Origin of the sequence: Paenimyroides aestuarii (genome assembly GCF_024628805.1) — a bacterium.
Lineage (GTDB): Bacteria > Bacteroidota > Bacteroidia > Flavobacteriales > Flavobacteriaceae > Flavobacterium > Flavobacterium aestuarii_A.
Genome location: NZ_CP102382.1, coordinates 264,019 through 289,034 on the forward strand (window position 1 = coordinate 264,019; position 25,016 = coordinate 289,034).

Genomic DNA, 25,016 nt, shown 5'->3' on the forward strand with positions numbered 1-25,016 from the left:
GCCATAAAAGCTTGTTTTTTATTGCCAACTACTGTACAACACGTAATTATTACTTATTCGTTCAATCTCGCCCGCAAAGGCAGATGCTTCTAATTCTTTCACACGTCTAGCGGGAATTCCGGCATAAATGCCATTTGGCAACAATTCCATATTTTGGGTAACTACTGCACCGGCAGCTACAATAACGTTGCTGTGTACCACACAATTATCCATGATTATTGCTCCCATACCCACTAATACATTATCGTGAATCGTACAACCGTGCACAACGGCGTTGTGACCAATTGAAACATTATTTCCTATAATTGTGGGGTGCTTTTGATAGGTACAATGTATTACTGCATTGTCTTGTACATTCACTTTGTTACCCATTTTTATAAAATGTACATCACCACGAACCACTGCATTATACCAAACACTGCAGTTTTCACCCATTTGTACATCGCCAATAATGGTAGCATTTTCAGCAATGAAACAATTATCTGGAAATTGAGGTGCTTTTCCGTTTATAGATTTAATTAAAGCCATAGTATAAAATAAAAAATCCCGATAAATATCGGGATTTTCTGTTAATATTAAAAGTTAACTGACGGGCAGTTACATTTGTAATTACTTTCTCTACACAAGAAGTTGAAACCAAGTGTTAACTGGTGAAAACCTCCATTTGCAAACTGCACTTCACCAAATTGGTGCGAATAAGTGTAACCCACCATAATGTTTTTGAATTTAACACCCAATATCGGTGAAACAGAATGATAGTTTTGTTTTTTAACTTCTCCGTTTACATCTTTCATGTATTCAGCCCCTTCAAACATGGTTCTGTAAGAAATACCTGCAAAAAATTGTCCGTTAGAAAATTCCTTATACATTTTAAGGTTAAGGTCTAACATTTTCTCTTCTGTAGCTTCAGCGTATTGGAATAAAACCGATGGTTCCCATGAGAAACCTTGGTCGCGATAAGATCTGTATCCTCGGTTTTTAGAAAACACATAACCTGCAGAAACAATGTATCGGCGAATGTTATCGTTTTCAACCATTGAATAAATTTCACGATCGGTAGTGATTACGTTTTTAACCGTACCGTGTGCATAAAAGTCTAAGAAGTGGTATGAAGCACCAATATCTACATTAAAATAGTTGTATCTTAATTCCTCTCCAGTAACTGAAGGATCAAAAATATTGCCCCATTCACTTTGGTCTAATTGCGAATTCACCATACCGGCACTAATACCAAAAGATAGTTTATTCAAATCATAATCGCTTCGTGAAAAAGTGATATGGTGTGCATAAGTTACTTTTGCTCCTGCTTGTTTATGGTATCCATTTCTATCGTTAAAAGCGATGAAACCAATTCCTGATCGCTCCGAAATAGCGGTATTAACACTTGCTGTTTGCAAAGCGGGTGCATCTTTTTCACCGAACCATTGCTGGCGTGCCGTTAAACGAACTTTTGCACAATTTGCTATACCCGCCATTGAAGGGTGGATAAGATAATAGTTATCTGTTAAATAATCTTGATACACAGGAATTCCTTCTTGCGCATTACTTATTTGTGACACAAATAATGAAGATATAACAACTAATAAAGATTTAGTAAATATATTCATAAATTCTTTTTTTCTCTTTAGAAATGGTTAACAAATATATAAAAAACTATAATACAATATATACTATGGTTTTAAAATATATCTAAAAATGTTACGAATTCAAATATGTTAATTTTACGTTTAAATTCCAAATATAAATATTCAATTGATATTTCTTTGTTAATTTTGAAAAAAATCTTAAAAAATGTTTAAAATAAATATAAAGGACACTCAAAACCCCGCTATAATTAAATTTGAATTCCCAGATTTTATAAGCTATGGAAGCAATTTTGAGTTTAAAAACATCGATGAAACGGCAAATTCGCCTTTGGCACGTCAACTTTTTTATCTCCCTTTTGTAAAAACGGTTTACATTTCAGGAAATTTTGTTGCGGTAGAGCGTTTTTCGATTGTAGAATGGAGTGATGTGCAAGACGAAGTTAAAAAGCAAATTGAAGATTTTGTTACCAATGGTGGCAAAGTACTGATAGAAACAGAAGCAACTTCTTCTAAAAAAATTCCGGTAACAGTGTATGGCGAAACCACACCAAACCCGGGCGTACTAAAATTTGTATCAAACAAACTACTCACCAAAACAGCGGTGGAATTTAAGAATATCGATGACGCTAAACCATCACCCTTGGCAATAGAGTTGTTTAAATTGCCTTATGTAAAAGAAGTTTTTATTGATGAAAATTACGTTTCGGTAACAAAATTTGATGCGTATCAATGGGATGAAATTACATTAGAAGTGCGCTCATTTATTAAACAATTCATTGAAAATGGCGGAACGGTTATCGATGAGAGTTTAATTTCGCAAACAAAAGAGCACGAACAACAACAAGAAGACTATTTTGAAAATTTAGATGTAACCTCTCAACAAATCATCAATATTTTAGAAGAATATGTAAAACCAGCTGTGCAATCAGACGGTGGTAATATCACCTTCGAAAGCTATGACGACACCAGCAAACTTGTTACTGTAACGCTAAAAGGCGCATGTAGCGGGTGCCCGTCATCAACTTTTACGTTAAAAAATGGTATCGAAAATATGCTGCGACAAATGCTTCAAAACAATGATATTGTGGTGGAAGCATTAAACGGTTAATTGATAAGGTTGAGTTTTCTCAGCCTTTTTTATTTATTCTAAAAAATACAATTATGCAAAATCAGCTTAAAAACGCACATTCCCCCTATTTGCTGCAACATGCCCAAAATCCTGTTTTTTGGCAAATGTGGAATACCCAAAACAGAAATTTTGCAAAAGAATCCAATAAATTACTCATCATTAGTATTGGATATGCCGCTTGCCATTGGTGCCACGTGATGGAAAAAGAGTGTTTTGAAGACAATGAAGTTGCACATGTGATGAATGCTTCTTTTACCAGTTTTAAGATTGACCGCGAAGAATTACCGGCAATAGACGCATATTATATGCAGGCATTACAGCTAATGACCAAGCAAGGTGGCTGGCCGCTAAACATTGTAGCTTTGCCAAATGGTTTGCCTGTGTGGGGCGCCACTTATGTACCTAAAGCGCAATGGATAGATGTTTTAGAACAATTAGCCGAACTTTTTGCAAGCAACCCTGAAAAAATGTATGAATATGCAGAAAAACTTCAGAATGGTATTTCGCTTGCCAATAATATGTTAGAAATTTATCCAAAACAATCAACACAATTTGACTTTAATCCTCTTTTGTCTAACTGGAAAAAAAGTTTCGATGATGAGTTTGGTGGTTATCAACGGGCACCAAAATTCATGATGCCTACTAATTTGAATTTTCTTTATCAATATGGAATTGCAACAAACGATGCTTCCTTAACCCAGCATGTAGAGCTCACACTTTCTAAAATGGCTTATGGTGGTTTGTTTGACGTGCTTGAAGGTGGCTTTTCGCGCTATAGTGTTGATCACAAATGGCACATTCCCCACTTTGAAAAAATGTTGTATGACAATGCCCAACTGCTCACAACCTATTCCAAAGCATATCTTCGCACAAATAACACATTGTATAAAAATGTTGTAGAAAAAACAGTTGCATTCGTTACAAAAAATTGGCAAGATGCTTCGGGTGGATTTTATGCCGCATACGATGCCGATAGTTTTAATACCGAAAATAAATTGCAAGAAGGTGCTTACTATTTTTGGCAAAAAAACGAACTTCAGGATTTAATTGACCCAAGTGAATGGAATTTGTTTGCAGATGTTTTTTCAATTAATACCGATGGATTTTGGGAAGAAGCACAGGCGTATGTTTTATTTCAAAAAGAAGATTTAGCCGTAATTGCCAAAAAATATCATTTAAACCTCAACCATCTTGAACAACTAAAGATGAATTGGGAGCAACTTTTGTTGAAAAATCGAGAAAAAAGAACAAAGCCATTGCTTGATGACAAAATCATCACCTCGTGGAACGCTCAACTTTTAACTGGTTTATTAATGGCAGAAAGAATCATTCCCTCACAAAAAATCAACCAAAGTATCGCATCTTTGACTCATTTTCTGCAAACAAAAGCCTTTCAAAACAATCAATTAGGAAGAGTTTTTAAAAACAATAAATTGTATATCGATGGCACATTAGAAGATTATGCGTTTACCATTGAAGCTTTTATCCAGCTTTTCAATAAAACACAGCAACAGCAGCACCTGCAGTTTGCTCAAGAACTTACCTTTTATGCTTTAGATGTATTTTTTGATGAAAAACAAGGCTTTTTTAAAGCATCGAAAGATAACTCACTTGGTACGGTTTTTGAAATAGAAGACAATGTGATACCATCGGGCAATGCAATCATGGCTCGAAATTTATTTTATTTGGGATTTCTTTTTAAAAACGAATATTTCACAAAAGTTTCCAATGAAATGATTGAAAGGGTGCTTGCACAAATCAATTACGCCAGTGCTTATTCGGAATGGTTAACAAACTATTTATTAGTTACCAATCATTTTGAGTACATCATTTTGAAAGATGTTTCACAAGAAGAATTCCGTGCTATTTATGAAGCAAATAAGCATCAAATAATACTGAATAATTCATTAAATATTCCTATTTTAGACGGCTATAAAAATCAAACCAAAAAATTTCAAGTTTGTACATTACATAGTTGCCAAATAGAAACAAACGATTTTACTAAAATTTTAAATTAAACCTCATGAAAAAAACAATCTTTATACTTTCTCTCGGATTATTTACACTTGCTACAAACGCGCAAGTTACTGTTCAAACTGGTGGAAATAATTTAACCTTTAGAAGAAGTGCAGATTTTAACGACGCTGCTGTTGCAGGATCAAAATACATTCAAAAATCTTTTGAAAGTGCAAAAGTGAATAACGGCACTCAAAACTTCCCAATTAGATACAATGCTTATGCAGATGTGATGGAATACAAAGACGGAAGCGATATTTTAGAGTTGATTAAAGAAAAAAACACGCATTTTGTATTTGAAGACGGTAGTGTTTATGAATTGTTGCAATATACCGATGACAAGAATTCTTACAGCAGATACCATAAAATTTTAATGGATCAAAACAATGTGAAAGTTTCTAAATTTCAAAGTGTTAAATTGAATCCTGCAACAAAAGCTAGTAATAGTTATGAAAGTGATTCACAAGCTTTTTACAAACAAAACAATGATTTGTATTACATTACCTATAACAATCAAACGTTTGAATTTGATGGAAAACAGAAAACCTTAGATAAAAATATTGAAGGAAAATCGGCAGAAATTAAAAAATTCTATAAAGAAAATAAAATTAAGGAAAACGACGCCGATATGATTAAGCTGGGACATTTCTTAGCTACTCTTTAAAACAATGAAGACTCCTTTTTGGGAGTCTTTTCTTTTTCTAGTGGTTAACCAAAAAAGCGTTAGGTTACAAAATTTCTGCTTTTATAAATTCTGCCAAAAAGTTCTAAACTTTGACAAAGTTCGTATTCAAAGAAAACATCTAATTTGTTATTTTTTTGGTGGTAAGCATAAAATCTTTAAGGTAATAAGGTTCAAAATAAGCCACATCTACAAAATCATTCTGCTGAAACTTCTCATAACTTAATGGACTCATTTGTTTTGCTGAAGGATAAACAACATCTTCATGGAAAACAAATGTATCACTGGTTAAAACAGTTTTACATTTCAATGCACCATCGCCCACCAAATGAATATTTCCGCTTTTATCTGCAAAAGCAGTTTCATCAATAATTAAAGCTTCGGCAGGGGTAATTGCTTTGTTGTGTTCATTAAATTGTTGGGTGAAAACTTCCATTCTTCGGGCGTCGATCATTGGAATTATCAAACCGTTTGCAACAGAAATTTGTGCTGCCAAAACTGCCAATGTATCCACAGCAATTAAGGGAATATCCAAGGCATAACACAAGCCTTTTGCAGCAGAAACACCAATTCGCAAACCGGTATATGAACCCGGACCTTTACTAACTGCTACTGCATGCAATTGCGATAAATCAAGAGAAGCTTGGTTTAAAACATCTTTAATAAACACATGCAATTTTTCGGCATGATTAAATTGCTCTTCGGAAAGTTCTTTAAAAGCGATGGTTGTTCCATTGGCACCAACACTTACAGAGCAATTCTTTGTAGCTGTTTCGATATTTAAAATATAAACCATTATGCTTTGTTTTTCTTTTTTCCTTTCATGATTCGATAAATCACAATGCCACCCACCAATAAAAGAAGATAAGGAAATGCCATTAAATACACAATTCCATCGTTTACAGCTTCGGCTTTCATCCCGGTTTCTTCGGTTTCCAACGCTGCTCTGCACATGGCACACTGAGCAATTCCATCAACAGAAAATAGCAAACAGAAAATAGCGAATAGATATAAGGTTATAGCTTTTTTAGTGTACATAATACGGAGCAATCATTAAATATACAATTACGCCGGTAACGGCCACATATAACCACATGGGATAGGTGATGCGCGCCAATTTTTTGTGACGCTGATATGCACCTGCAATACCACGTACAAAAGTTACCAACACAAATGGAATAATGATGATGGATAAAAGAATGTGAGTAATTAAAATAAAAAAGTAAAGGTATCTTAATGCACCTTCTCCGCCAAATTTAGTTTCTACAGATGTCATGTGATACGCCACATACATTGCCAAAAAAGCAACCGAACAGCCAATGCATATTTTTATTAAACGTTCATGCAAAGATTGGTTTCCTTTTTTAATAGCACGCACAGCCCAAACGAGCAACACAGCTGTAATCCCGTTTATAGTTGCATAAATTGGTGGTAAAAAAGTGAGTGGTTTCACGTTGTACCCCAAATCGTGTAGGTTTACACTGAATAAAACAGCTACAACAACCGGAATGGCAATAGACAAGATCCAAATCCAAATGCTGTATTTTTTTTCAATTTGTGCACTTTCCATTATTCTTTAATTAATTGTTGAATATCTTCTTTAAGCATTTTTAAGCCTTCTTCGTTGGTTCCATCATAATACGGAAAATCACCGTTTATACTGATATCCCTTGAACGAATTATTCCGTTTTTATCAATCAAAGCAAACAAGCCTGAATGTTCAAAACCGCCGGGAGCTTCGCTATTTCTGCCAACATATAAATTAAATTTACGCGACAAGGCAAAAATATCGTCTTCTTTCCCTGTTAAAAAATGCCAGTTTTTCATTGTAGCACCTAAAAACTGCGCGTGTTCTTTTAAATTTTCGGGCGTATCTGTTTCTGGGTCAATAGTGATTGATACAATTCCAAAACGCTCTTCTTTCTGAAATTCGTTTTGCAACTTCACCATATTTTCATTCATTATGGGACAAATAGTTGGACAGGTAGAAAAGAAAAATTCCACCAAATAAACCTTTCCATCATAATCTTTGTTGGTAATGGTTTCCTTGTTTTGATTGATGAATGAAAAAGCAGGTGCTTTGCCCACTTCTAGTAAATCATTTCGGTTTGCCACATTTAAACGATCGCTTTCTACAACCGATGCGTTTTGAAACCGGTTTACGATTTTTGGTACAAAGTAAATACCAAAAACTAAAACCACCAGTGAAATCCAAATGTATGAATAGTTCTTTTTCATTATTAATTGGTTACGTTATCAATTCTGTTGTTTTTTTTGAGTGCCAATCGGTATTCAGCTAAAATCACCTTTACATCGTCTGCCATTTCATTGTGCAAATCGGCTGCCGAAATGGTGTTGTATCCTTCGCGATACTCTTCTTCTCCTTTTTTGTTTTTGCCTTTTCGTCCTCGTAAGTTCAATTCTTTATCGATAATATAAACGTTCGAAGTTCCGTATTTATCATCTAAACCACCCACCAAACCCAATTGTTTGTGGTATTCTTTGATTTCGTTGGCATCTGCCATAACATAGTGCCAATTTTTTAGGTCAACGTTTACGCCTAATTGCTGGTTTAACTTGTTAATGGCTTCTTCAGTGCCTTTTGGAGCAATCATTACGACTTGAAAATCTACAAAATCTTTATTGCGATCATAAATTTTATGGGCTAAATTGGTGATATTACCCTCCACATATTTTATATCGGTTCCGGGAAAACCCAAAATGGTTATTTTATTTTTTAGTTGCACAGGATTTTCCGAAAGAGGTTGCCAGTTTGAAGGAAGTTCTGCAATTTTTTCGGTGACAACAGGTAGTTTTATAAAAGAATTTACACCCGATGCAAAAAACAAATATGCAACAATGGGTACTATAAAAAGTGCTACCAAGAGCAGTAATTTTTTCATGGTGAAAATTTTTACAAAAATAAAAAAAGACGGTGTAATTACCGCCTTTTTAACGCTTATTTATAGTTTAAAAACCAACTAATGTTCCAAAAATCTATTTTGATGATAAATATTTTAAGTTTTGATAGGAAACAACTGAAATATCATGTTTTTCATAGTATAATTATTCTTAAATAAACATACTTTTTTTGCAACAAAAACTATTTGCTTTTTATTGTTGCTCAAAGTCGTGAGACTTTGCGTACCTAGGTTTGTTTTTTCAAAAACACTTTATCTTTCCAATATAATTTATCATTTTTTATTTTCACAAAATCTCCATCAAAATATTTCAAATATAAATTGCATGGATTAAAGTTCTGTATTTCAAAATAAAAATCATTATAATCATGTTTTAATAATGACAAATCGTATCGAAAAAAATCAATAACTAATTGATTGCTAAAAGATACGCTTATCACATCGTCAGTTAATAACAAATTCTCATTTTTAGGATAGGCCAATAAATATATTTTGTGTGTCCACAACTTTGAAACCTTAAATACTAATTTACAACCATCATTATCTTCTTGGATGTTTACATTATAAATACTACTAAAAATAAAATTATTAATATCTAACTTATTAACGTTTAAAATTTTAATAGTGATGGATAAAGAGTCTTTTAATTCCTTCCGATATTCAGATTTTAGTAGCTTTGATTTAAATTCTTCGGATGAATGAATAGACCTGAGGCTATAATAAAATTTATCTTCCTTTTTAATATATCCTTTTGCTATTAGTGGACAAAATGATTTTCTTCTTTGATACAGTTCTTCTTCTATATCATATCGATTATGCAATTCAAAAGTATCTCCTTTTATTTTAAACTCAAATAAATCACTTTGATATACTTCTTGAGCAGATGAATTATAATAAATAGAAAATATTAAAAATATAAAATAGTTCTTCATTTTTTCTTTTCGTTCAAGTAATCTCCTTCCTCGCGCAATCATTTAGTTCGTGCCGCATTTAATTGAAAACAATTTTTAAAAACTGTTTATTGTTGTTTTTATAATTGCTTGCGCTATTATATTCCAAATCTATGGAATTAATTACAAATCCCGATTGTAAAGGTTTAAAATAAAAAGCCCACCACACGAAAGGATTCGTGCGGTAGCGGGAGTAGCTGAGGACTTATCTGTATTTTGAAACTAAAATCATTGACAATATAAATAGCAGTGTTGAACACACATCATATATATCATAAATCAATCTCTTGTAATTAGGCTTTCTATTAATTATTTCTGATCTTTGCCGAGAATTTAGCTTATTATAGAAATAATAACTATTAATAAGAGCTATTATAACAATTGGTAAAAATAATATTACAAAGTTCAGTTTTATTTCAAACAAAAAATGTAAGATTAATATAAAAACAGTATTAAAATTAACTGCTTGAGTAAATGATAAATGTAATAAAGTACTAATTGGCGTTTCGTAACTGGCATTCTTCATTAATCTACTATGATTAGCCGCAAAAAAATCTAGCCAAAAGTTTTTTAAAAAAATTATAATATTCATAAATAGTTTAATTAAACCCTGATGTCGCGGATTTGCAATCCGTGACTTTATCTACCCAACCTACTGTTGTTATGTTTATTAAATATACACTATTAAGGTCTGTTAATTTATATTCTGTTGGCATACCTCACTTTTATTTATTTAACACTCGGATTGCAACCTTAAATCTGCGCGTGCGTTTTTTTTACTTACCATCACACGAAAGGATTCGCGCGGTAGCGGGGAATTGCAAATCTGTACCAGCCTACATTACCGTAAATTATAGATTATATATACAAAATAATACTTCTAAACCATCCTCTTCTTCCTGTATTTTTTGTTTAAGTAATTCATAAAGTTGTTTATTTGACAATGACAACTCATCTCTTTCAATTATAGTATTAATTTCATTAAGTGCATAATTTCGTCCTTTAAAATAATAATCTAAAGCTATTTTATAAAAATTTTCTTCTATTGTTAACTTTTTCCCTTCATATTTATCATAAACATTCTTTAATCCAAAATCAGCTCCGTTTGAATACCCTTTGATTTCTACAAGACTTCTAAATAATTCAATCGCAAATGAATCTTGCTCTTTTAATGTTTTAATGACTAATAGAGCATCGTTATGTTTATCTATTCGACATAAAAATTTTATTTTTTCTATTTTATAAAAATCATCTTCACTAATATTTATCAATTCATCTATATAAAACAAAACGGAATCGCGTTTTATCTGAGAATCAGTTTGCAAATTCCAACTTTGATAACTCATGATATATTTATCTTGTACCTTCGATAAATCTTCATTTTGTTTATTGCAATTAGTAGCAAGCAATAGAAAACTGATCAAAAAAAATATCTTTGTCATTTTTAGTATTTAATTGATATTTGAAATTAACTTTTCAGTAATGCTAATTGGAGCTAGGGATAGCAAATCCTCACCATCATAGTCCATATGTTCGTACTGGTAACATATTCAGCTTGCACAGTTTTCCGCAAAAACATCCACACTTACAAATATACTAATTCTTGGGTTACTTCGACTGGCTCAGCATAAACCCCTGATGTCGCGGATTTGCAATCCGTGACTTTATCTACCCAACCTACTGTTGTTATGTTTATAAAATTTACACTATTAAGGTCTGTTAATTTATACTCTGTTGGCATACCTCACTTTTATTTATTTAACACTCGGATTGCAACCTTAAATCTGCGCGTGCGTTTTTTTTACTAACCCCCACACGAAAGGATTCGTGCGGTAGCGAGGACACATTTGCGTTTTAATTTTTAACACAAACTATTAAATGTGCAACAACAGTAAAGTGTTTTATAACAAAACAGCCTCAATACGTGTGTAAAGAGGCTGTTGGTTTTTATAGTCACGGATTACAAATCCGCGCCATCGGGTTTTGTAGCCGTAGAAAATTTTATCAACACTTCTGATACACTACCAAATATTATCATTATTCTTTCAGCAAACCCTCTGATTCAACCTGGTAAGAGTTTATTTTAATTGAGTCTGTTGCTTCTTTAAGAAGATAAAATGTTTCTTTAGAATTATAGTTTTCCCTTTGAACATCATAAATCAACAAATATTCGGATTTAGGATTAGTACCATCCACTATATTTGTTTCCCATTTTAGAAGTTTTCTATCTTTAACTTTGCCTAATTTAATATCGACAATACCACTATCTTTTTTAAAATCTTCTTTAGATATTTTATCAAAAAAACTATTGCTAAATAATTTTAAATTATCATCTCTTTTATCAAATTTAAGATTCTCAAAATAAAGATTTACTACTTTTTCAGCCTCAATTTTGTCCGTTATCGTATTTTTTCTTTGTATATTGAGTTTATTACAAGAATACAAAAATGACACGCTAACTAATACTAATAATAATTTTTTCATTGCTTTTTTTATTTATAAACTTGCCCTTCACATTCCCAATTATAAGATAGGATTGTATCTTTTTTATGGATATTAAACGTTAGTTCTCCTTTTCTTTTAATTATAGTATCTCCACGCTCTATTTGATCTCTGTATGTATACCACCATCTTTGATTCTCACTTGAAACAGTATATTTACCATCTTCTATGCTAATACCTTTAATTGACATTGTAGTAGTGTTATCCGGCGATAATTCATCTACAATTATTAAGCACTCTTCGTTTCTGTATCCATTTGCATTCCATTCACAATCTGTTTTACAAGATATAAATAGAAAAAGAGAACTAATAATAAAAATTTTTTTTTTCATTGCTTAAAACATTTTTGGTGGAGTTATTGCTTGTAATACTGTGTTTTGGATTCTAGACATACCATTAGGAATATCATTTTTAAGATTACTTAATTTATAAGATTTTGTATTAGATTTTGAAACTCCTAATCCATAACCAAATCCTACCCCATAAGTTTTAGCCCCTCTTGTTGCGGCTTGAGTGTTATTTCCTATAGTTCTAGAAGAAGTTCCATAACTACCTTTAACCACATAGCCTGCACTATATGTCAAATCTTCTCCTCCTAGTTCATTTAATATATCTGTACTACCTCCAAATAAATTATGAGCATTAAGAGTAACTCCACCACCAAATCCAGGCTTTGTAAATTCACCTACTCCATAATCAAATCCGTATACTAATGCGGCATCATCTCCTGTTGCTGCTAATGAAAGTGTAGCATTAAAATTAATAATTCCTAAACTGATCCCAAAGCTACCACCTATACTCATTGCATCAAACCAACTTTGATCAACGCCACTGCTATTACCCGGCACCATAGCTAATGCCTCTTTACGGAAATCGTCTACAAATCCATCTATTATTTTTGTACCTATATTTCTATTGTCATGTTCAATAGTTATTTCTTGTAAAGTAGTACTACCAACCAATTCATTAGTACCCCCACTCAAGTTTTCCCATAAGTCACCATTTAATTTCCATTTTGTACCATCTTCGTCAGTATGTTGATGTCCTTGAGGAAATTCACCCTCAGGTGGTCCTTCAGCACTCATCCCCGTAGGATCAACCAACATAATTGGATTATTATTCACATATTGGTAAGGCGTCATCGTCTGTTCCGCCAGTGGGTCCACACTTACAAATATACTAATTCTTGGGTCATAATAACGAGCGCCGTAATAATACATTTGTGTGGCATTATTATAACTCTAATAAAAAAAGCGGTTTCAAATTACTGAAACCGCTTTTTTAGCTTTTAATTGTTATAGCTTAAAACATCCATCTCATGGAAGAGGTTTTAAAAACATCGTGGATATAATCGCCTTCTATCAATAGCAAACATGCCAAATAAGCAATTAGGAAAACCATTGGTGCAACGATTGACCAGCGGAATGATGATTTTTCACCTTCTAAGTGCATGAACGCCCACATGATATAGTACGCTTTTACAATGGTTAAAATGATGAAAATCCAGTTTAAGTAGCTTAAATTTAATAAACTGTTGTGAAATAATGCATCGGGTTTATAAATACCCAAAACAACTTCTACTATTGTAAGGATTGATAAGTAAATGAATACTTGCCAAATTCTTTTTGTATTTGATGCGTGTGCTCCCATTTTTTTAATTTTTTTTAGATGATTATACTAAATAGAAGAATGTAAATACAAACACCCATACTAAATCTACAAAGTGCCAGTATAATCCAACTTTTTCAACCATTTCGTAGGTTCTTCTTTTTTCGTAAGTACCCAACAACACATTAAAGAAAATAATGATGTTTAACAATACCCCTACTGAAACGTGGAATCCGTGGAAACCTGTTATAAAGAAGAATAAATCGCCAAAACTTTTATGACCGTATTCGTTGCGCACCAAGTTGGCACCTTCTACCACATATTGGAAATCGTTTGCACGTTTTAAAGTTTCTTCGCGAGATAACGTTATTTTTTTATGTTTATTTTCTGGGTCGGTATATTGTGTTCTAATCAATATATCTGGGTTGTTTTCTAAACCTGCTTTCACTTGGCTTAGTGATACAGATGTATTAGATCCTCCAGACATTCCCCAAACGCCTTTGCTTCTTGTTAATGCAGCGTCTTCACGTGCAATTGTTGTATCTGCAAACTCTGCTAATGCTACACGTTTTCCGTCTTTATTAACGAATTGCAAAATTTCGCCACCTCTTGTTTCCACAGCACCATAAGTACCTGTGATGAAGTTTTTCCACTCCCAAGCCTGTGATCCAACGAAAACAAGACCGCCTACGATGGTTAATAACATATAAACGGCTACTTTCTTTTGCTTCATTTGATGACCTGCATCTACTGCCAATACCATCGTTACCGATGAAAAGATCAAGATAAAAGTCATTAATGCTACGTAAAACATTGGTGCATCTACACTATGCATAAACGGAAAGTGATTAAATACCTCATCGGCAATTGGCCATGAATCAATAAATTTGAATCTTGTAAAACCATAAGCGGCAAGGAATCCGGCAAATGTTAATGAATCTGACAAAATGAAAAACCACATCATCATTTTCCCATAGCTCGCTCCAAGAGGTTGGACATCTTCGCCACCTCCCCAAGTTTGTTCTTTAGTCGCTGCTGTAGTAACTGTCGCTCCCATAAAAAGTTTAAGTTGTTAAAAAGTTCCCAAATTTACATCTTTTTTCTTTTAAAGAAAAGTAAAAAGATTATTTGTAAAAAGTAAAAAATAAAAACAAATACAACCACAAGAATCCTAAAAAGTGCCAAAACATCGCACTTAACTCTATTCCAAGGGTTTGAGTTGCATTATACTTTTGTTTATAATGATTATAAATTACAATTAACAATGAAATTAATCCACCTGCCAAATGGGCAATATGTACTAAAACCACTACATATAAAAACGATGTGGTGATGGTACTTGCACTTCCTGTGAAATAATATCCGGCTTCAATAACTTGATTAAATCCTTGAAACTGCAATATCACAAAAGTAATTCCCAATAAAAAAGTAAGCCCTAACATTAAACTTGTGGTGGAACGGTTGTTTTTTTGTATGGCTTTTTTGGCTAAATGAAATGTTATACTGCTTAAAACAATCACCAACGTACTCCATAAAAACGCTTGTGGCAATTGAAAGTCTTTTAACCAATCCGGACGGTTTTTACTAATCACATAAGCGCTTGTTAAGCCAGCAAAAACCATCACAATACTACCCATTGCAAAAATAAGCATGGTTTTGTATGCTTTTCCTTTTTGTATTTTTTCTGCTTGAAGTTCTTCAGTATTCATTATCGCAAGAATTTATCTAATATAAAAATAATCTGTATCAATGTAATATAGGTAACGCTTATAAGCATTAGCGTTTTTGCCGACTTATCGGTTTGTTTGCGGTATAACTGAACACCGCCATAAAGCATCCATAAACCTGCCGCCAAAACCAAAACTGCTGCGATTGGTGAAAGATACAATCTTCCTGTGTAACCTGTTGCTGGCAATAAAGATGCAATGATTAACCACACACAGTATAAAATAACTTGCAATGCGGTTTTTTTGTCTTTTTTTCGTGTGGGCAATAAATAAAACCCGCCTTTTTCGTAATCGTTGAACAAGAACCAACCCAATGCCCAAAAATGGGGAAACTGCCAGAAAAACTGAATAAGAAACAACATTCCGGCTTCAATACCAAACTGATCAGTATGCGCCACCCAACCCAACATAAATGGAATGGCTCCTGGAAAAGCACCCACAAATACGGCCAATGGCGTTAAGGGCTTTAAAGGTGTATAAACGCTTGTGTATAAAAAGATGGAAATAGCACCAAACATAGCTGTTTTAGGACTCACGATATACAAAATTGCCAAACCAACAATAGTAAGCGCTGCCGCCAATGTAAACGCTGTGTTTTTTGAAACACGCCCTGAAGAAACCGGACGGTTTTTAGTGCGATCCATTTTTGCATCTAAATCTTTTTCGATGATTTGATTAAATGCATTCGATGCTCCCACCATGCAATAGCCACCCACAGCAAGCATCATCAATTTCATTATATCGATTTGCTGCCAGTCTTCCACCGCTAAAAGGTATCCGGCCAATGTAGAAAAAACCACACTAATAGCCAAACCTACTTTGGTCATGCTTTTAAATTCTGATAGCGCTGAAACTTTTATGACTGATGAAGATGTTTCCAAAATAAGCTGTTTATTCCTAAATAATTCGGTGTGCAAATATACTTGAAAAAAAATCTTAAAACTAACTATTTACACTTTTAAAGTGTTAAACAAAATCGAAAAAACACTTTATATGGTTGTTGTTTCTAATAAAATTTGTTTTTGGGAAGAGGTCCCAATGCGTTTCACTCCCATTTGTATATAAAACAAGGCATCGGTCAATTTTTTAATGCCACCGGAAGCTTTCACAGGCAATGGTGTAGCATTTTCAAGCATCAACGTAATATGCTCGGGTGTAGCGCCATTGGGTAGGTTGTTTTCGGTGGTATAAAATCCTGTTGATGATTTCACAAAAACGCGTGCATAATCATTTTCTTTACCGTTTTTAATCACAACATTTTTAATCAATGTGGTGATTTGAATGATTTCTTTATTAGATAATGCCGCCGTTTCTATAATCCATTTTATCGTTTTGAATTGTTGCAAACACATCATCGTGCATTCTTTTACTTGATTTTGAACCAAGGAAACAGCACCATTTTTAAATGCAAGATAATCGATCACTACATCTAATTCATCTGCACCATTGTTTATAGCGTTTTGGATTTGCAAACACTTTTCTTCGGTTGATGCAGTGCCTTGTGGAAAACTGATTACGGTTCCAACTAACACTTTACTTTTGTGCGCGGTTACAAATTGCTTGGCTTGCTGTACATATTCGGGCAAAATCATTACACATTTGTACTTCTTGGCAACGGCATTTTGCAATAAATCTGCTACAATGGCATCGTTTTCAAAGGCACTTATATTTGCTTGTTCGGCTGTTTGCAGATAGGTGGCATCTAAAAATTCAGTGATTTGTTTCATGGTTTTAAACCTAAATTCTTTCAAAAATAAAAAAACCTCACGAATTGTGAGGTTTCCATCTTGTATAAATCCAATAAATGGTGGTTCCAAATAAAACGCCTGCGGTGTTGCAAAGCACATCTAACCATTCAAATGAACGATGAGTGGGCAATATATCTTGCAGAAATTCAATCATCAACCCAAATAAAATCAATCCTAAAACTATTAGCAAGCGATTCAATGGATATGCCGATGATTTTTTGTTGAGCAAAGCCCATGACCATAAGAAAGACGAAGTGGTGTAAAAAACAAAATGCACTACTTTATCTAAATGCGGAATGCGTATTTTTTGAACTTCGTTAATGTTTGATAAATTTATTAAACAAAAAACTAAGATGAGTACGTTCCACGCTATGGCAAGCAGCTTTTTGTTATGCACCAATTAATTCTTTGTATTGATCAGCTGATAATAAAGCATCGAACTGAGCAGTATCGGTAACTTTTACTTTGATCATCCAACCTGCTGCATACGGATCGGTGTTTACCAATTCTGGTTCTGTTTCTAAACCTTCATTGAATTCAATGATTTCGCCAGCAACTGGCAAAAATAAATCTGAAACTGTTTTTACTGCTTCTACTGTTCCAAAAACCTCGTCTTGGTCTAAAGTTTGGTCAAGTGTTTCCACTTCCACGTAAACAATATCGCCTAATTCTTTTTGTGCAAAATCGGTGATTCCAACAGTTGCAACATCGCCTTCTAAACGAACCCACTCGTGGTCTTTTGTGTACTTTAAATTAGCTGGTATATTCATTGTTTTATTATTTTAAGCAAATGTATAACATTATTAAGAATTGAAAAATTTTTAGGGTTTAATTTCCAAAATTATATCGCAAGGTAAAGCCCGAACGTATATTGGTGATTGGGAACATGGTTGAAACAACTGCTTTTTGCATCATGTGTTCGTAATAAAAAATCATTCTAAAATTTTTACTTAAATCGTACTCGGCATTCAACCTGATATTGGTCATATCCTGCCCTGCCCCTATTTGATTGTTGGTATAATCTAAATAGCGAATAATGGTTTCGTTTCTTCGCCATGAAAATTCGCTTGTAATTCGTAAATCACTAACAATTCTTCCACCGTTGGCAACACCTTCAAAGTTTGTGGTGAAACCTACATCTTTAATGATAAAACCTAATTTTACGCTGAACTCATTTCCTTGCACTTCTGTTAGCAAATTGTTATCAAAACTCATAGAAAGCAAACGGTCTTTATTTATCTTAAAACCAACATCTATGTTTGATTTAGTCAACAAATCAATACCAATGAGCGGACTGAAATTTTCCATCATTGTGATATTGCTCACCACGTTTCTTGCCGGAAAGTTTCCGCCTGCATTTAAGGCATTCGGATTTTCTAAAAACTCATAATTGGTTTGGAAATTGTTTACAGAGTAATCTGAAATATAATTGTGAGTTATGGTGAAACGATTCAAATTCTTTTTAAACCACCCCAATTTTGCTAATCCTGTATAGCGCAACGACCAGTTTGGCAGCGGAATATTACGCATAAATCCATTGCCTTGTTTCGAAATATCACTGCCCGAATATGCAGCTAAGAACGAAGGAATCAACACTTCTTGATTGGTGCGGCTATAACCTACTGGATAACCATATTGGTCGATATTTGCGGGATCCGACAAATCAATGCCTCGCGCAGCAGCCAAACGGTTTGCTACTGTGATACGGTTTGCTTTGAATTGCTCAAAAACTGCTGATCCGTTTACATCGCTTCTGCCAAAAGCTGTTCCAATCATGATATTTGATGTGCGATACATTCCAAATTCATAAGGCGAACGCGAATTGTAAACACCGTTTTCTAAATCGTATTGCTCCGACATATTGTAGCTATAATCTTTATTGGCTTTTAAAGTAATCAATAAATCTTGAACAGGTTTCAATTCGGCTGAGAAAGTCAATCGTTCAGTGTGCATACGGCTAAACTCTTGGTTGAACTCTGGATAATATGTTAACCAACCTTTTCGAGCAGCATCATAGCGCACATCTTCTTGCGAACCAAAAACATAGCCAAGTGTTGGGCGTGCTGTTCCGAAGAAACCTAAACCGCCTAAATAACCCGGAAGCACCGTACCGTTTGATTCATTATAACTTACTTGAACATTTTTAACCATTGTTGCAACATTTATTAATGCATCTAATGCTGCCGAACCATTTTCTTCTTGTTCTTTTTTCTCTTTTTCGGTTAATTCCTTATTGCGTTCTACTTTTTCACCCGGTTTTGGTTTTTGGGTTAAAGCTTGCGGTGTTTTCTTTTTTGATTTACTTGGCACTAAACCTACAGATTTATATAGGGTCTCCATGCTCAAAGTGGTGGTTAAATTGTGAGAATTGGCATTTTGAATGGTGTTCCCCAAATCATAATTCACACCGTTGTAATCAATGCTTGAAAAGGCATCGGTAGCACGTTGCCAGCTGTAATCGCCTTTGTATGTATAATCTGCGTTGATGAATGATAAAAACGGAATTTTATCAAAAGGCAATTTATAATTCACATCAAAAGTTTGCATGCGCAAGTTTGGCGTACCCGGATCAAAATAACCGTCCCAAATATCTAATGAGTTATCCACATTGCGGTTGACATCCATATAATTTCGCACCACATTGTTGTTGGAAGCAGTGTAGTTAACCACTAAACTTTTGGTAAGGTTAAAACTAACGCCATAGTTGTAATTAAAGAAATAATTTCTTCGGTACAAGGGTTGAATTTCAATACCGTCCACATCGATCATTCTGTATTTTTGTTGGTTGTATTGTCTTAACACATCCGACTTGAATGTTACGTTGGTTGGCAATAAATTTATATTGAAATCGCTTAACAATTTAAAATATTTGCTTTTCTTGAAATTTTCTGCTTTTTTAAACGGTTCAATATTCCATGGCTTGAAGGAATAAGCATATACTAAAGACGAACGTGCTTGCTGATCCAACAAACGGTCTATTTCAAAATTGTGTTGTTGCACTTCATTGAATGAATGGGAAAGCGTTAAGTTTTCCACATCGTAAAAATGCTGTTTTTGATTTTGCCCACGTTGTTTGTTCACACCAATAAAATTAATACTGGTGCGTTTGGTATATTCAATTGCGCGGTCTTTAATCAGTTTGCGTTCTTCTGCAGACTGGGCATCATCCATTTTAGTTTCTAAGCGAATATCCGGATCGTTTGGATCGTATTCTGGTGTAATTTTTTCTTCGGAAACCGAATAACTAAAAGGTATGTTTAAATTCCATTTTTTGGGCAATACTTGGTGGGCATTCACTGCGGTAGTTACATTGTACTGAAAAATATCTTCCCTGCTGCGTTCTTGCGGCCCTTGTTCCAATGCTCCAAAGCCAATGGTTTGTTTGTTTACCGATGCAGTTACAGCTGCAAAATCGGCAATTTTAGCATCAACGGTAGCCACAGCAGCCCAACCACCTTTGTTGGTCATATCAGACATGCGAAGTTCATTGAACCAAACTTCTCCACGCAAATCTCTTGGCTGTTCAATGCTGTTTTCATACAGCACATTGGTATTGTTTCGAATACCAATCATAATGGTACGCAACATTCCAAAGTTTGGATTTCCTTTTACACCAATACGCAATTTATTGACTTTTGATGCCAATTCAGGAGCCAACTCGTCTTCGTTTTTAAAATAAATAAAATTAGGATCTTGGTTGTTGTCGCGGTTGCGCATCAATTTTAATTTGGTTAGCAACTCTAACTGCAATTCAATTTCATTGGCAAGCGGCCAAACTTCTTCTGCCATAGACGCTCCCCATTCGGTTACTTTTAATGGTATTTCTACTTGATAAAAGTTATTGGTAAAGTCATTTCCAAAACGGATAAATGCAACCATTTCATCGTCTTTCAATCGGGTGATATCTGTTTGCGCTTCTGTGGCTTCGGCATGTAAAAACATGCGTAGCTTTTTATACTGGCGCATATCGATATTTCCAACATTCTTAAATACAGCACGCGAATCTCCAGGCTCTAAACCATTTGGTGTGGTGGTTGCATTTGCTTTATACACACGCAATGACAATGCTTGTTCATTTTGGTTGATGATGCTGTTGTTTTGATTGATTTGTTCACGAATAATTCCCGGTGGCAATACATAAGGAATAGGTGTACGCGAATAGTTGTTTAAAATATTCAAAGTAGTTACATCGAAACCTGTATTTGTTCCCTGAACCACAATATTTGGATCTTCCACCAAACTTTCTGTATATCTGCGCCAATCGCTTCGAACTAAATTCAACGTTCCAAAACGCAAAGTTACTTCATCGGTGAATCCTGTTAGGAACATACGCATAAAACGCACAGATTGTAAATCAGAAATAGCTCCTACGGCATAATCTTGGCTTGCAATAATTGGCACTTTGTATTGTACCCATTTCACAGGAGTGGTGTTTCCGTTTAAAAACTTTTCGGTAGTTGTTCGCACATCCACCACATAGTTCTGGCCAATTATTGGGTTTGGCGTTACATTTACCTCATATTGATAATACGCATTAATCGTATTCATGGTGTTGTCATTATCAATATCTTCCACATCGGGCAAATTGCTGTTTCCGCGGTTGGTGTCAGTGAATTGTATGGGTGTATTTCCTTGCAAACCGTTATAGTTCTTATAGCGCGAAATGATATCACCTTGGGCAGTTAAGAAAAACTCATAATTATCAGCTGCCGGATCGGCCATACCTGCAAATTGCGGAAACTTAGCTTTTTCTTCTTCATCATTTAATCCGTCTAAACCAACATCTTGAAAAGCGCGATTAGCAGGATCTGAATCGAACGCATAAATCAAAGCAGTAGAAGCAGGTACTTTACCCCAAATAGAACTAATTGTTGGTGTGTTGTTAGCGGGAGAAGGCAAACCGTTTTCGTATTGCTTCATTCCGTCTTGCAAAATATCCTCAGAAATGTATCCCAAGTTAAAGAATAATTTCCCTGTATTTGCTGCATCTGCTGTATCGCCCGCATTTCCGGTATAAGGATCCATCATCCAAAATTCAATATACTCTACGTTTGCCTGTTCAAAATTGGTCGAAGCAATGGAACGCATAATCCCTGCCCAGTTTTGACTTGGATTAGGCAATTCATTAGCAGCTAAATATTGTGGATTGAAGTTATAAGGCCCTCGTTCTCTTGGATAGTAGGTTAAATTCAGTGGATTCACAGTAAGTAACTCTCCATTGGCAATGTCCATTGTTGGGAACAGCTCTTCTTTATTAACACGGCGTGTTCTGTTGGACGACAGCATGGCATCAGATATGTTATCAGGACGTCGATACGGATTATAAAAAATTTGATCTACTGTGTACCACGACATTTTTGCTCGGCGGAATCCAGATTGCAAGTCTGTGAAATTTTCACCAAAGCCCACAGGAACCGAAGACATAAACCACATTGTTGGATTCAACACATCGATATTACTTTGTGTTCCTTCAAAATTTTCAATATAAGAAGTTGCTTCCCCATTCACTTGATCTAAACGCGATGCGCCGGGTTTCAAATATGCAAATTCGCCTCTAAATGTTAAACTCGACATTACATCGGTATCAATATTTGGCAATTTATTCACCCAGCGGGTCAAGAAAGGCAAATCGGTTGTATAATTGGCGTTAAATCCATAAATAGTATTGTTTACCGATTCTTCTCCAAAGTTTGATTTCACCGTTAAAGGCTGCTCTGTTAAACGCAAATAGGTAGCACCTAAAATTAATTTATCATTTACCTGATGATCAACATGCACTCCAAAAAACGAACGACGAGTTTGGTTGAACATAGAATTTTCTTCCACAGAAATTTCAATCGGTGTGTTGCTTTCTCTAAGTCCCGGATCTAAAATTTGAACCATTCCGCGTTGGTAATCTACGGTATAATCTACCCCTTCTACCAACATTCTTCCACCAGCGGTAACCGTAACAGAACCTGGTGCAATATTAAATCCAGGAATAGGAATTCCATCGCCTGAGGAACTTGTTGCTTTACCTTTTAATTGAAACTTATTCTTTTCACTGTCTTGTAAGGCTTTTACATACGTGTTTCGATACATGTTTTTATACACGTATTTCTTTTGGTTGGGATTGTAGCTGGCATCCACATCATAGTTTTCAGATGGATTGGTTGCTAGTTTGTTGAATAAATGTTCTCCAAACGGTTCAACGGTGGTAAAAATGACCCTTCCCCCTTCTTCGTCAATGGTGATTCCTTCAAACTTGTTCATGTTTTGAAGTTGCCCGCTGTTGTTATTATACCCGCCGCCTTGGTTTGGATTGTTACTGTTTGCCGGATTGCTTGTTGGGTTGGTAGCAATATAATCGAACCAACCATCGCCACCGTTTTGCGGATCATTTGTAGCATTTAATCGGTCTAAGTTAAAAACATTTAACAAAGGAGTATCTGCAACACCTTGTGGCAAAGTAGTACCCGAAACAGGGGAAATATAGTTGAGCGGTTGCGGGTCGGTGTACATAATGTTCAAGCGAAAACCATCGCGTTCTAAATAGCGTGTGTTGGGCACTTGATAGATGTTTTTCATCATCAAATCCCAAACCGGTTCATTTACCGACGCCAAAGTACTTTTCAGCATTTTCACAATTAAACTTTGAGTGGTTGGAATGTCTTGGTTATTGGCATCTTGACCAACCACCGTAGCATCTACGCCATCGGTACCAAATTCACCCACTTTATACACTTTTCCGCCAATGGTATATTCAAAAGCCACACCAAGCACTTCGTCATTGTTCAAAGGTTGCTGCAAGGTGATGTATCCTAATTGCGGGTGGAATTTATATTCGTTTTCGGATAATTTGCGGGCGTTTTCTAACTTGGCATAATCGCGCCCTTCGGTTACTTGAATATTAAATCCACTTTGGGCTGTGTTTATTTCACGAATGCCCGCGTTTAAAAAGTTTGTACCAATTGCTTCGGGATTGAATTGGTTATTGCCGTTATCAACAGGTGCATCGACTTGAGAAGTTCCAAAAAAAGTTGGGTTTGCCGTTACATCAATCCCCACAATACGATCGGTTGCAGCATTGCTTAATCGGGCTTCCCCTAAATCTTGCAAAGCAATGATGTTTCGCATGTTGTTATTTGTCTGCGCCACACGGTTTTGGCGGTTTGTTACCCACACTTCTAAACGGGTAATGCGCACACGGCTGTTTATATACGGATAATTTGTTAATGCTTTATCGTATTGATATCTAAAGTATTGCGAAAGGAAAAAGTTGCGGTTTTGTTCATAATCCAAAGCAAACATTTCAAAATTTTGAACGGTACCGCCGCCTTCTGCCACAATGGTTTTTCGTTCGGAAGTTTGTCTAGAGAAAACACCTGTTAAAGTGGTTCTACCAAACTGTAATTTGGTTTTCACACCAAATAAATTCTGCGCACCACGCACCAATGAATTGTTTACCGGCATGCTTACGTTTCCCACTTCTAAGCCTTGCAAAATAGCATCTTCATCGGGTTCATAGTTCAACTTCATCATTTGCCTTTGAAAGTCTAAGGTTGCTTGATTATTGAAGTTAATATCGGTGTTTAAGCGGGTTCCTACTTTTCCTTGTAAACTTAAACTGATTCGTTGGTTAAAATCCAAAGCAAATGTGCGGCGGTTTCTAGGGGAAATAATAGGATTGTCTTGTTTGGAATAGCGAAGACCCAAGTCTAATTCTACCGAACCACTTGGTTTCACATCGATGGTGTTTCCTCCAAAAATTGTTTCAAATAATTTAGAGTTCACATAATATCCCGGCAATAAATCTTTCTTTTCTTCTTCGCTTAAGCGGTCTTGACCTGCTGCAATCCGTTTTGCGTAAAACTCGCGCATGGCAGCTTTCAGCAAAATATCTTCATACTGTTTGCGGGTTAGCACCATGGGATATTCTAAATTGAAATCGTTGTTGGTAACGGTGTACATATACCTGTCTGAAACTGGGTCGTAGGTGTACATTTTCATTATAGAATCTACATCTTTCAAAGTAATAGCTCCGCGAATTACTACTTTATCTTCTTCGTTTTCTTCGATTTGTGCAAAAACAGGTGAAGCATTACCCAATAAGATAATAAGAAAAAAATACTTTAAAAGAATATATAAACGTGAAGATGTTTTCAAAA

Annotated in this window: 22 protein-coding genes and 1 pseudogene; 3 read left to right on the top strand and 20 right to left on the bottom strand. The window is 34.9% G+C overall.

The window, feature by feature from the left end:
• Nucleotides 1–18: 18 nt before the first annotated feature.
• Both NPX36_RS01250 and NPX36_RS01255 read right to left on the bottom strand, forming a co-directional pair.
• Nucleotides 19–528, bottom strand: a complete 510-nt coding sequence (locus NPX36_RS01250) for a gamma carbonic anhydrase family protein (protein ID WP_257499627.1) — start codon at nt 526–528, stop codon at nt 19–21.
• A gap of 47 nt (nt 529–575) precedes the next feature.
• Nucleotides 576–1,607 carry a PorP/SprF family type IX secretion system membrane protein gene (locus NPX36_RS01255; protein ID WP_257499628.1) on the bottom strand — a complete coding sequence of 344 codons (1,032 nt, stop codon included), beginning with the start codon at nt 1,605–1,607 and terminating at the stop codon, nt 576–578.
• A 184-nt stretch (nt 1,608–1,791) separates the two neighbouring features.
• Between NPX36_RS01255 and NPX36_RS01260 the strand changes: the two genes are divergently transcribed.
• The 3 genes from NPX36_RS01260 to NPX36_RS01270 are packed head-to-tail and all read left to right on the top strand — an operon-like array spanning nt 1,792 to nt 5,395.
• Complete coding sequence (locus tag NPX36_RS01260; protein WP_257499629.1) at nt 1,792–2,694, top strand: NifU family protein; 903 nt, start codon at nt 1,792–1,794, stop codon at nt 2,692–2,694.
• Between the two features lie 53 nt (nt 2,695–2,747).
• A complete protein-coding gene (locus tag NPX36_RS01265) occupies nt 2,748–4,733 on the top strand; it encodes a thioredoxin domain-containing protein (RefSeq protein WP_257499630.1) in 1,986 nt (661 codons plus the stop codon).
• 5 nt (nt 4,734–4,738) lie between these two features.
• Entirely contained in the window at nt 4,739–5,395 is a 657-nt protein-coding gene (locus tag NPX36_RS01270; protein ID WP_257499631.1) for a hypothetical protein, read from the top strand.
• 139 nt (nt 5,396–5,534) lie between these two features.
• On the opposite strand, the gene tsaB is transcribed toward NPX36_RS01270, so the two are convergent.
• The 18 genes and pseudogenes from tsaB to sov all read right to left on the bottom strand — a co-directional run bounded on the left by tsaB (nt 5,535) and on the right by sov (nt 25,014).
• Nucleotides 5,535–6,209, bottom strand: a complete 675-nt coding sequence (tsaB, locus tag NPX36_RS01275) for a tRNA (adenosine(37)-N6)-threonylcarbamoyltransferase complex dimerization subunit type 1 TsaB (RefSeq protein ID WP_257499632.1) — start codon at nt 6,207–6,209, stop codon at nt 5,535–5,537.
• Nucleotides 6,209–6,451, bottom strand: a complete 243-nt coding sequence (locus NPX36_RS01280) for a hypothetical protein (protein WP_257499633.1) — start codon at nt 6,449–6,451, stop codon at nt 6,209–6,211. The genes tsaB and NPX36_RS01280 overlap by 1 nt, the downstream gene beginning before the upstream one ends.
• Nucleotides 6,441–6,983 (bottom strand): DUF420 domain-containing protein, encoded by a 543-nt coding sequence (locus NPX36_RS01285; protein WP_257499634.1) that lies wholly within the window; start codon nt 6,981–6,983, stop codon nt 6,441–6,443. Before NPX36_RS01285 ends, NPX36_RS01280 begins: the two co-directional genes overlap by 11 nt.
• Complete coding sequence (locus NPX36_RS01290; protein ID WP_257499635.1) at nt 6,983–7,651, bottom strand: SCO family protein; 669 nt, start codon at nt 7,649–7,651, stop codon at nt 6,983–6,985. The genes NPX36_RS01285 and NPX36_RS01290 overlap by 1 nt, the downstream gene beginning before the upstream one ends.
• Nucleotides 7,652–7,653: 2 nt before the next feature.
• Nucleotides 7,654–8,316: a hypothetical protein gene (locus tag NPX36_RS01295; protein ID WP_257499636.1), complete on the bottom strand. Its 663-nt coding sequence runs from the start codon at nt 8,314–8,316 to the stop codon at nt 7,654–7,656.
• Nucleotides 8,317–8,561: 245 nt separating this feature from the next.
• Nucleotides 8,562–9,266, bottom strand: a complete 705-nt coding sequence (locus NPX36_RS01300) for a hypothetical protein (RefSeq protein WP_257499637.1) — start codon at nt 9,264–9,266, stop codon at nt 8,562–8,564.
• Nucleotides 9,267–10,135: 869 nt separating this feature from the next.
• Complete coding sequence (locus tag NPX36_RS01305; protein WP_257499638.1) at nt 10,136–10,726, bottom strand: hypothetical protein; 591 nt, start codon at nt 10,724–10,726, stop codon at nt 10,136–10,138.
• Between the two features lie 595 nt (nt 10,727–11,321).
• A complete protein-coding gene (locus NPX36_RS01310; protein WP_257499639.1) occupies nt 11,322–11,768 on the bottom strand; it encodes a hypothetical protein in 447 nt (148 codons plus the stop codon).
• Between the two features lie 8 nt (nt 11,769–11,776).
• Nucleotides 11,777–12,118: a hypothetical protein gene (locus tag NPX36_RS01315; protein ID WP_257499640.1), complete on the bottom strand. Its 342-nt coding sequence runs from the start codon at nt 12,116–12,118 to the stop codon at nt 11,777–11,779.
• Nucleotides 12,119–12,121: 3 nt separating this feature from the next.
• Nucleotides 12,122–13,009 (bottom strand): annotated as a pseudogene (locus NPX36_RS01320) (RHS repeat-associated core domain-containing protein); the annotation flags it as partial.
• A 79-nt stretch (nt 13,010–13,088) separates the two neighbouring features.
• Nucleotides 13,089–13,436, bottom strand: a complete 348-nt coding sequence (locus NPX36_RS01325) for a cytochrome C oxidase subunit IV family protein (protein WP_257499642.1) — start codon at nt 13,434–13,436, stop codon at nt 13,089–13,091.
• 22 nt (nt 13,437–13,458) lie between these two features.
• On the bottom strand, nt 13,459–14,451 hold the full coding sequence (locus NPX36_RS01330) for a cytochrome c oxidase subunit 3 (RefSeq protein ID WP_257499643.1): 993 nt from the start codon (nt 14,449–14,451) through the stop codon (nt 13,459–13,461).
• Between the two features lie 67 nt (nt 14,452–14,518).
• Nucleotides 14,519–15,103, bottom strand: coding sequence for a cytochrome c oxidase subunit 3 (locus NPX36_RS01335; protein ID WP_257499644.1), 585 nt, complete (start codon nt 15,101–15,103; stop codon nt 14,519–14,521).
• Nucleotides 15,103–15,948: a heme o synthase gene (cyoE, locus tag NPX36_RS01340; RefSeq protein ID WP_257500704.1), complete on the bottom strand. Its 846-nt coding sequence runs from the start codon at nt 15,946–15,948 to the stop codon at nt 15,103–15,105. Before cyoE ends, NPX36_RS01335 begins: the two co-directional genes overlap by 1 nt.
• A gap of 162 nt (nt 15,949–16,110) precedes the next feature.
• Nucleotides 16,111–16,848 (bottom strand): deoxyribose-phosphate aldolase, encoded by a 738-nt coding sequence (deoC, locus tag NPX36_RS01345; protein ID WP_257499645.1) that lies wholly within the window; start codon nt 16,846–16,848, stop codon nt 16,111–16,113.
• Nucleotides 16,849–16,885: 37 nt separating this feature from the next.
• A complete protein-coding gene (locus tag NPX36_RS01350) occupies nt 16,886–17,266 on the bottom strand; it encodes a VanZ family protein (RefSeq protein ID WP_257500705.1) in 381 nt (126 codons plus the stop codon).
• Nucleotides 17,259–17,639 (bottom strand): glycine cleavage system protein GcvH, encoded by a 381-nt coding sequence (gcvH, locus tag NPX36_RS01355; protein WP_257499646.1) that lies wholly within the window; start codon nt 17,637–17,639, stop codon nt 17,259–17,261. The genes NPX36_RS01350 and gcvH overlap by 8 nt, the downstream gene beginning before the upstream one ends.
• Before the next feature lie 58 nt (nt 17,640–17,697).
• Nucleotides 17,698–25,014 (bottom strand): T9SS outer membrane translocon Sov/SprA, encoded by a 7,317-nt coding sequence (gene sov, locus NPX36_RS01360; RefSeq protein WP_257499647.1) that lies wholly within the window; start codon nt 25,012–25,014, stop codon nt 17,698–17,700.
• Nucleotides 25,015–25,016 lie beyond the last annotated feature (2 nt).

Bases quoted from the DNA above. Each gene is read 5' to 3' on its own strand.
- NPX36_RS01250 (WP_257499627.1), bottom strand. From the start codon at position 528: ATGGCTTTAATTAAATCTATAAACGGAAAAGCACCTCAATTTCCAGAT.
- NPX36_RS01255 (WP_257499628.1), bottom strand. From the start codon at position 1,607: ATGAATATATTTACTAAATCTTTATTAGTTGTTATATCTTCATTATTT.
- NPX36_RS01260 (WP_257499629.1), top strand. From the start codon at position 1,792: ATGTTTAAAATAAATATAAAGGACACTCAAAACCCCGCTATAATTAAA.
- NPX36_RS01265 (WP_257499630.1), top strand. From the start codon at position 2,748: ATGCAAAATCAGCTTAAAAACGCACATTCCCCCTATTTGCTGCAACAT.
- NPX36_RS01270 (WP_257499631.1), top strand. From the start codon at position 4,739: ATGAAAAAAACAATCTTTATACTTTCTCTCGGATTATTTACACTTGCT.
- tsaB (WP_257499632.1), bottom strand. From the start codon at position 6,209: ATGGTTTATATTTTAAATATCGAAACAGCTACAAAGAATTGCTCTGTA.
- NPX36_RS01280 (WP_257499633.1), bottom strand. From the start codon at position 6,451: ATGTACACTAAAAAAGCTATAACCTTATATCTATTCGCTATTTTCTGT.
- NPX36_RS01285 (WP_257499634.1), bottom strand. From the start codon at position 6,983: ATGGAAAGTGCACAAATTGAAAAAAAATACAGCATTTGGATTTGGATC.
- NPX36_RS01290 (WP_257499635.1), bottom strand. From the start codon at position 7,651: ATGAAAAAGAACTATTCATACATTTGGATTTCACTGGTGGTTTTAGTT.
- NPX36_RS01295 (WP_257499636.1), bottom strand. From the start codon at position 8,316: ATGAAAAAATTACTGCTCTTGGTAGCACTTTTTATAGTACCCATTGTT.
- NPX36_RS01300 (WP_257499637.1), bottom strand. From the start codon at position 9,266: ATGAAGAACTATTTTATATTTTTAATATTTTCTATTTATTATAATTCA.
- NPX36_RS01305 (WP_257499638.1), bottom strand. From the start codon at position 10,726: ATGACAAAGATATTTTTTTTGATCAGTTTTCTATTGCTTGCTACTAAT.
- NPX36_RS01310 (WP_257499639.1), bottom strand. From the start codon at position 11,768: ATGAAAAAATTATTATTAGTATTAGTTAGCGTGTCATTTTTGTATTCT.
- NPX36_RS01315 (WP_257499640.1), bottom strand. From the start codon at position 12,118: ATGAAAAAAAAAATTTTTATTATTAGTTCTCTTTTTCTATTTATATCT.
- NPX36_RS01325 (WP_257499642.1), bottom strand. From the start codon at position 13,436: ATGGGAGCACACGCATCAAATACAAAAAGAATTTGGCAAGTATTCATT.
- NPX36_RS01330 (WP_257499643.1), bottom strand. From the start codon at position 14,451: ATGGGAGCGACAGTTACTACAGCAGCGACTAAAGAACAAACTTGGGGA.
- NPX36_RS01335 (WP_257499644.1), bottom strand. From the start codon at position 15,103: ATGAATACTGAAGAACTTCAAGCAGAAAAAATACAAAAAGGAAAAGCA.
- cyoE (WP_257500704.1), bottom strand. From the start codon at position 15,948: ATGACCAAAGTAGGTTTGGCTATTAGTGTGGTTTTTTCTACATTGGCC.
- deoC (WP_257499645.1), bottom strand. From the start codon at position 16,848: ATGAAACAAATCACTGAATTTTTAGATGCCACCTATCTGCAAACAGCC.
- gcvH (WP_257499646.1), bottom strand. From the start codon at position 17,639: ATGAATATACCAGCTAATTTAAAGTACACAAAAGACCACGAGTGGGTT.